Source organism: Mesorhizobium sp. M7A.F.Ca.ET.027.03.2.1, assembly GCF_003999175.1.
GTDB lineage: Bacteria > Pseudomonadota > Alphaproteobacteria > Rhizobiales > Rhizobiaceae > Mesorhizobium.
The window spans coordinates 1-6,291 of sequence record NZ_RZOM01000271.1; the positions used below are offsets into that span (position 1 = coordinate 1).

Annotated in this window: 9 protein-coding genes; 4 read left to right on the plus strand and 5 right to left on the minus strand. The window is 62.8% G+C overall.

The features are described from left to right. Positions 1–184: 184 nt before the first annotated feature. From EN750_RS14080 to EN750_RS14090, 3 genes are read left to right on the plus strand one after another with little or no spacing between them, the layout of a single operon-like run. Entirely contained in the window at positions 185–814 is a 630-nt protein-coding gene (locus EN750_RS14080; RefSeq protein ID WP_127326869.1) for a DUF1285 domain-containing protein, read from the plus strand. Continuing rightward, complete coding sequence (locus tag EN750_RS14085; RefSeq protein WP_127396773.1) at positions 814–1,446, plus strand: CoA pyrophosphatase; 633 nt, start codon at positions 814–816, stop codon at positions 1,444–1,446. Before EN750_RS14080 ends, EN750_RS14085 begins: the two co-directional genes overlap by 1 nt. Continuing rightward, on the plus strand, positions 1,443–2,708 hold the full coding sequence (locus EN750_RS14090) for a CCA tRNA nucleotidyltransferase (RefSeq protein WP_127396774.1): 1,266 nt from the start codon (positions 1,443–1,445) through the stop codon (positions 2,706–2,708). Before EN750_RS14085 ends, EN750_RS14090 begins: the two co-directional genes overlap by 4 nt. A 1-nt stretch (position 2,709) precedes the next feature. On the opposite strand, the gene EN750_RS14095 is transcribed toward EN750_RS14090, so the two are convergent. The 3 genes from EN750_RS14095 to hemF form a co-directional block, all read right to left on the minus strand. Then, positions 2,710–2,895, minus strand: a complete 186-nt coding sequence (locus EN750_RS14095) for a DUF1059 domain-containing protein (RefSeq protein ID WP_013529972.1) — start codon at positions 2,893–2,895, stop codon at positions 2,710–2,712. 234 nt (positions 2,896–3,129) lie between these two features. Further along, the gene (locus EN750_RS14100) at positions 3,130–3,390 is read right to left on the minus strand and encodes a DUF1344 domain-containing protein (RefSeq protein WP_127396775.1); all 261 of its coding nucleotides are present in this window, start codon (positions 3,388–3,390) and stop codon (positions 3,130–3,132) included. A 308-nt stretch (positions 3,391–3,698) separates the two neighbouring features. Beyond that, the gene (gene hemF, locus EN750_RS14105; RefSeq protein WP_127380582.1) at positions 3,699–4,613 is read right to left on the minus strand and encodes an oxygen-dependent coproporphyrinogen oxidase; all 915 of its coding nucleotides are present in this window, start codon (positions 4,611–4,613) and stop codon (positions 3,699–3,701) included. Positions 4,614–4,779: 166 nt separating this feature from the next. On the opposite strand from hemF, the gene EN750_RS14110 reads away from it, so the two are divergent. Next, a complete protein-coding gene (locus EN750_RS14110) occupies positions 4,780–5,037 on the plus strand; it encodes a hypothetical protein (RefSeq protein WP_013529975.1) in 258 nt (85 codons plus the stop codon). Here EN750_RS14110 and soxR read toward each other — a convergent pair. Both soxR and EN750_RS14120 read right to left on the minus strand, forming a co-directional pair. Further along, on the minus strand, positions 5,034–5,495 hold the full coding sequence (gene soxR, locus EN750_RS14115; protein WP_127396776.1) for a redox-sensitive transcriptional activator SoxR: 462 nt from the start codon (positions 5,493–5,495) through the stop codon (positions 5,034–5,036). The two genes, EN750_RS14110 and soxR, sit on opposite strands and share 4 nt — an antisense overlap. 160 nt (positions 5,496–5,655) lie before the next feature. Then, positions 5,656–6,114: a tRNA (cytidine(34)-2'-O)-methyltransferase gene (locus tag EN750_RS14120; RefSeq protein ID WP_127396777.1), complete on the minus strand. Its 459-nt coding sequence runs from the start codon at positions 6,112–6,114 to the stop codon at positions 5,656–5,658. Between the last annotated feature and the right edge of the window lie 177 nt (positions 6,115–6,291).

Here is a 6,291-nt window from a genome sequence, read left to right on the forward strand (position 1 = left end):
GATAGGGCTTTCCTTGACCATCACGCTCATGCCGCATCGATCCTTGTGGTTGGAATACCATGGCTGGAACAACGGCTGCACCATACCATAAGTTGCCGCGATTCGGCCTCGCGTGGCGCCTATGTCGAAACTTAAATCACAGACTTAGGCTGACAAGCGCAACAACAGTGACTATTTCGTGACCATGACGGGACCCTTGGGACATCGTGAAGAAAGCCTGACGGATGCCACCGAGGCGCGTGGCCTCGAGGCGCTCATCTCGCGCGCCGCCCGTGCCGGCAAGGGCGCGGCACCCGTCGAACGCTGGAATCCCGACTTCTGCGGCGATCTGGACATGGAGATCAAGTCCGACGGCACCTGGTTCTATCTGGGCACGCCGATCGGGCGCATGCCGCTGGTGCAGCTTTTCTCCTCGGTGCTGCGCAAGGACGCCGATGGCAGGACCTATCTGGTGACACCGGTGGAAAAGGTCGGCATCCGCGTTGCCGATGCGCCGTTCATCGCGGTCGAAATGGACGTTTCGGGTAGCGGCGAAGCGCAGACCATCACCTTCCGCACCAATGTCGGCGATGTCGTCGAGGCCGGGCCGGAACGGCCGTTGCGGTTTGTCGACGAGAACGAGACCGGCGGATTGAAGCCCTATGTGCTGGTGCGTGGCCGCCTGGAAGCGCTGGTGGCGCGGCCGGTGATGTATGAACTGGTCGGGCATGGCGAGGAGGTCGAGATCGGCGGCAAGACGATGTTCGCGGTGCGCTCCAAGGGCGCCGTGTTCCCGATCATGCCGGCGGACCAGTTGAAGCGGCTGAGTGCGTGATGGACCAGGTGACGCCGGCGCCGTTTTCATCCGCGGATTTTCGCGCGCGTTTTGCCGTGCAGCCCGATGCGCATGCCGGCGACGATTATGGCGATCATCGCTTCAACCCCGGCCATCCGCGCCTCAACCAGGGCAAGGCGCTGCGCAATGCCGCGGTGCTGATCCCGGTGGTCGATCATGAGGGCGATGCGACGGTTCTCCTGACCAAGCGGGCTGAAAAGCTGCGCAGCCATTCGGGGCAGGTGGCATTTCCCGGCGGTACCATCGATCCGACCGATCCGAGCCCTGAGGCGGCGGCGCTGCGCGAGACTTCCGAGGAGATCGGGCTTGGCCGAGACCGCATCGAGATCATTGGCCGCATGCCCGACTATGTGGCCGGCAGCGGCTACCGCATCGCGCCGGTGCTGGGCATCGTGCTGCCCGGTTTCCAACTGACGCTCAACGCCGACGAGGTCGACGCCGCTTTCGAAGTGCCGCTGCGCTTCCTGATGGATCCGGCCAACCACAAGCGCGACAGCCGCATGTGGAACGATCTCGAATGGTTCTCCTACGACATGCCTTACGGCGACCGGCGCATCTGGGGCGTCACCGCCGGCATCATCCGTACCCTCTATGAAAGGCTCTATGCGTGAGTGTCTCGATCGCGGACAGGGCCGACTGGCTCGGCGACAAGCATCTGCAGCGCCTGCTGTTCGCACTGGCCGAAGGCGGTGAAGAGGCGCGAGTCGCCGGCGGCGCGGTGCGCAACACGCTGATGGGCCAGCCCGTCGCCGACATCGACATCGCCACCACCTGCCTGCCGGAGGAAACCCTCCGCCGCGCCGAAGCGGAAGGGTTCAAGGCGGTGCCAACCGGCATCGAACATGGGACAATCACCGTGGTTGCCGGCGGAAAACCTTATGAAATCACCACCTTGCGCGCCGATATCGAGACCGACGGGCGACGCGCGAAAGTGTCGTTCGGGCGCGACTGGAAGCTTGACGCCGAGCGGCGCGACTTCACCATCAATGCGCTCTATGCCGAGGCTGACGGCAGGGTTGTCGACCTGGTCGGCGGCATTGCCGACATCGAGGCACGCCGGCTGCGCTTCATCGGCGACCCGGAAGCGCGTATCCGCGAGGATTATCTGCGCATCCTGCGCTTCTTCCGCTTCTTCGCCTGGTACGGCGATGGACGGCCGGACGCCGAAGGGCTGAAAGCCTGCGCCCGGCTTAAGGAAGGGCTGTCCCAGCTTTCGGCCGAGCGCATCTGGTCGGAACTGAAGAAGCTCTTGTCGGCGCCCGATCCGTCACGGGCGCTGCTCTGGATGCGGCAGGCAGGCGTCTTGACCGCAGCGCTGCCGGAAAGCGAGAAATGGGGCATCGATGCCATCCATGGGTTGGCCAAGGCCGGGAAGGATCTGGGCTGGGCACCCGACCCGCTGCTCAGACTGGAAGCGATCGTGCCGCCCGATGCCGCTCGCATGAAGACGCTCGCCGAGCGGCTCAAATTCTCGACCGCCGAAGCGGATCGCCTGCGCCACTGGGCGCTTGCCACCGCCGTCGAACCGAAGACGACCGAGGGCGAACTGGCGAAAAGGCTCTATCGCGGCGACCGGCAGGGGTTTGTCGACCGGCTGCGGCTGTCGCTTGCGGCAGCCAGGGTGCGCGCCGTCGAGGACAATGAGGCACTCCTCGAAGCCGGTGGCTTTTCGCGCCTGCTTGCCTTCGCCGTCAAATGGGAAAAGCCGTTGTTTCCGCTGAAAGGTGCCGATCTCACGGCGCTCGGCGCAACTCCAGGACCGAAACTCGGCGAAATCCTCAGGAATCTCGAGGCGGAATGGGTCGAAGCCGGGTTTGCCCCTGATCGCGACGCGCTCCTCAAGCGCGCCGCCGAAGCCTTGAAGGCCGGGTAGATCAGGCTGCGTCGCGGGTCTTTTCGATGCGCGAGCGGATCGCCTCGATCATCGTCTCGCGGATCACCGTTTCGCCATGCGTCTCGCGCATGTGCTCGACGGCACGGCGCATCACCTCGGCCTCCTCGTCGGCACGCGTGTGCCAGTCACAGCCGGGCACGAGCGACCCGCAGTGAAACTCCTTCATGGGATTTTCTCCTTTTCCTCCGTGAAGCCTGGTCGAGGCTCCGGTACTTTTTTGGCTCATGGTCCGGTTCCAGGGTTGAATCCACGGACCGCGAGCGGGTGAGAAGCATAACACAGATGGGGCGGCATTGGTTACGGTCAACGGCAAAAAGGCGGAGCAGCGCTGCTCCGCCCTCTTAACACTACCCCTAAACAGGACCGGACATCGTCTCATCCTGCTCTGGCGGGCAAGCCATCATTTTGCGGCCTTGACGGCCTCGGCGACCTTGTTCTTGCCCTTCATATCCCATGAGACGCGGACCTTTTCACCGACCGTCAGGCCAGGATCCTTGAAGGTCTTGGGAAGCGTAAAAGACGATCCATCATCGAGGACCAGGCTCATGGCCGTCGTGTCAAAGGTCTTGATCGTCCCGGTGGTGTGCTTGACGGCGGCGAATGCCACTGAACCGGAAGCGAGAAGGGCAGCGGCGGCAGCCGAAACAATGATCTTGCGCATTGCGAAGTACTCCTGGAAAGGCGGGTATCTTTTGACGAAGATGTCCCGCGTCGTCTGGGCCGTCCGGTCGCGTCGGGTCGCGACTCGCTTTGTCTGACGCAATTCCGGTCGGAAAGCCGTTTCGCACTTTCCTGGAATTGCGCGCAGGCGAACCGCCGGCGCTTCCCGACCCGGCCCCACAAATAGGCCAGTCTTTTCAACGGCCTATTAGACGAAAAAGAAATTTTGCGCCGCACCGTGTGCCACATTCCATGCCCATTTCGAGCGAATGGGACATCAATGCGACTCACGCCGCGCTCACCATTTTGTTACGGCCAGCGAACCTCGGGCGGCAGGCTGGAGAGAATGGACGCGACATTGCCGCCGGTCTTCAGTCCGAAGATGGTGCCGCGATCGTGAAGCAGATTGAATTCGACATAGCGGCCGCGGCGGATGAGCTGTTCGTCACGGTCGCCATCGGTCCAGTTCTCGTTGAAGTTGGCGCGCACGAGGTGACCGTAGACGACGAGAAAGGAGCGGCCGACATCCTGGACAAAGTTGAAATCGGCATTCCAGCCGCCTTTGTCCTCGCCCGAATGCAGCCAGTCGAAGAAGATGCCGCCGGTGCCGCGCGGCTCGTTGCGGTGCGACAGATAGAAGTACTCGTCGCACCAGGCCTTGAATTTCGGGTAATCGGCGACCGCGGCATTCTTCTCGCAAGCGAATTGCATGGCGCGGTGGAAGGCGAGGGTATCAGGGTCGTCCTGGGTGCGGCGGCGATCGAGCACCGGTGTCAGATCGGCGCCGCCGCCGAACCATTGGCGCGATGTTACCACCATGCGCGTGTTCATGTGCACGGCCGGAACGTTGGGATTCCACGGGTGCGCGATCAGCGAAATGCCGGATGCCCAGAAGCGCGGGTCTTCCTCGGCGCCGGGCATCTGCTTCCTGAATTCGGGCGAGAACTCGCCATGGACGGTCGAAGTGTGGACGCCGACCTTTTCGAAGACGCGGCCGTGCATCATCGACATGGTACCGCCGCCGCCACGGCCCTCGTCGCGTTCCCACGGCGTCTTTTCGAAACGGCCCGGCGACCACGAGGCCAGCGGCCCGCCAAGGTCCTGCTCGATCTGCTCGAAAGTGGCGCAGATGCGTTCGCGCAGCGCCTCGAACCACAGCCGTGCCTTCATCTTCTTCTGTTCGATGTCGGCGGGCAGGCCTGCCGGTATTTCTGGTCGTTCCAAGTGCCGTCTCCGGTTGGGGCGGCGAGTCCCACAAATGACTCGTCTTTTGCCGGCGCGATCCCTAATCTCTTAAGGGCAAGGGTCAAGTCACTTTGGTTTTGCGCATGATCCTTTCCGAAACTCGATTCCGATTTCGGGTCATGCGCCAGGTGCAAGGAGCTGTTTCGTGCGCACCCCGGCAAGACCGCCGCTGGATGGCCTGAAGAAAAGGCTCGATCAAAGCCGGGCCGAGCGCGTGCGTATGCCGCGTGACGGTTTCCTGCGCGAGACCTTCGTGCTGCCGCGCTCCGATGCGCGGCTCAAGGCCAAGGAATGGTTCGAGCGCTTTCCCAAGCAGGCCTACTGGACCGAAATCGAAAGCTGGTTCGAGCGGCCGGGCGACCTGATTGAGTTCACCATCAGGCGGTTGCCAGCGGCGGACTAGGATGTCCTCGAGAGAGGCGGAGCAACCAGCCGCCTAGCGCCTGTGCCTTCCCTCGCCAGCCGGTCGCCCTTGTTGCGCAGCGGGCATTTGTCGATCGACATGCAGCCGCAGCCGATGCAGTCGGTCAGCCCGTCGCGCAGTTTCTTCAACTGGGCGATCTTGTGATCGAGCCCGTCGCGCCAGGCGGTCGACAAAACGTTCCAGTCATCGCGCGTTGGCGTGCGGCCTTCTGGCAGCGATGCCAGGGCTTCACCGATCTCGGCCAGCGAGATGCCGACCTCCTGCGCGACCTTGATGATCGCCACGCGCCGCAGCACGTCGCGGCCGTAGCGGCGCTGGTTTCCCGCCGTACGGTGGCTGCGGATCAGGCCGCGGGCCTCATAGAAATGCAATGCCGACACCGCCACACCGCTGCGCATGGCCACTTGGCCGACTGTTAATTCCGTGACAGCAGCCATTTCGCACTTTCCGCTTGACCTTAAGTTAAGTTGAGCTTGTAGCGAAGAAATATCGTTTGGGCAAATGCGGGAGAAGGCGATGTGCGCCTGGGTGAGAATAAGTGGAGAAACCCCTGTCGTCGTCGACGATAGGGGTGATGTTGTCGATGGGTTGTGGATTCTATCCGAGTTGCCGGACGGCTTCGCCCGTCACCATGGCGACGGAAAGCGCGACGTTGATGCTGCGCGCCGTACCCTGCATCGGGATGGTCAGCCGCGCATCCGCCGCCTGATGGACAGGATCCGGCACGCCTGCGGATTCCCGGCCGAACAGGAGTATGTCGCCTTCGGCGAAGATGAAGCTGGTGTAGGCCGTCGTGGCTTTGGTCGACAGCAGCACCAGCCGGCGCGGACCAGCCTTGCGCCATTCCTCGAAGGCATGCCAGTCGACATGCCGGGTCAGGGCAGCCATTTCGAGGTAGTCCATGCCGGCTCGCTTGAGCGCTTTGTCGGAGAGCGGAAATCCGGTCGGTTCGATGATGTCGACGCCAAGTCCGAGGCACGCGGCGAAGCGCAGGATTGTGCCGGTGTTGCCGGCAATGTCAGGCTGGTAGAGCGCGATGCGGAGACGACAGTTCATTTCCGCGTCCTTCTAATAAGTGGCGGATCGGCCACAGCGGCTTGGCGGTTTTGGAAATTGCTGGACCTGCGGGTGGCCATTTTCTGCGAAGTCGGTTATACGGCCAGCATTGTCAACCCGAACCGATGGAGGGGTAATTCATGATGACCATGCACATCCAGCGCCCCTCTCGTGGGC

Coding starts and splice junctions, on each gene's coding strand:
- EN750_RS14080 (WP_127326869.1), top strand. CDS start 185: ATGACGGGACCCTTGGGACATCGTGAAGAAAGCCTGACGGATGCCACC.
- EN750_RS14085 (WP_127396773.1), top strand. CDS start 814: ATGGACCAGGTGACGCCGGCGCCGTTTTCATCCGCGGATTTTCGCGCG.
- EN750_RS14095 (WP_013529972.1), bottom strand. CDS start 2,895: ATGAAGGAGTTTCACTGCGGGTCGCTCGTGCCCGGCTGTGACTGGCAC.
- EN750_RS14100 (WP_127396775.1), bottom strand. CDS start 3,390: ATGCGCAAGATCATTGTTTCGGCTGCCGCCGCTGCCCTTCTCGCTTCC.
- soxR (WP_127396776.1), bottom strand. CDS start 5,495: ATGGCTGCTGTCACGGAATTAACAGTCGGCCAAGTGGCCATGCGCAGC.
- EN750_RS14120 (WP_127396777.1), bottom strand. CDS start 6,114: ATGAACTGTCGTCTCCGCATCGCGCTCTACCAGCCTGACATTGCCGGC.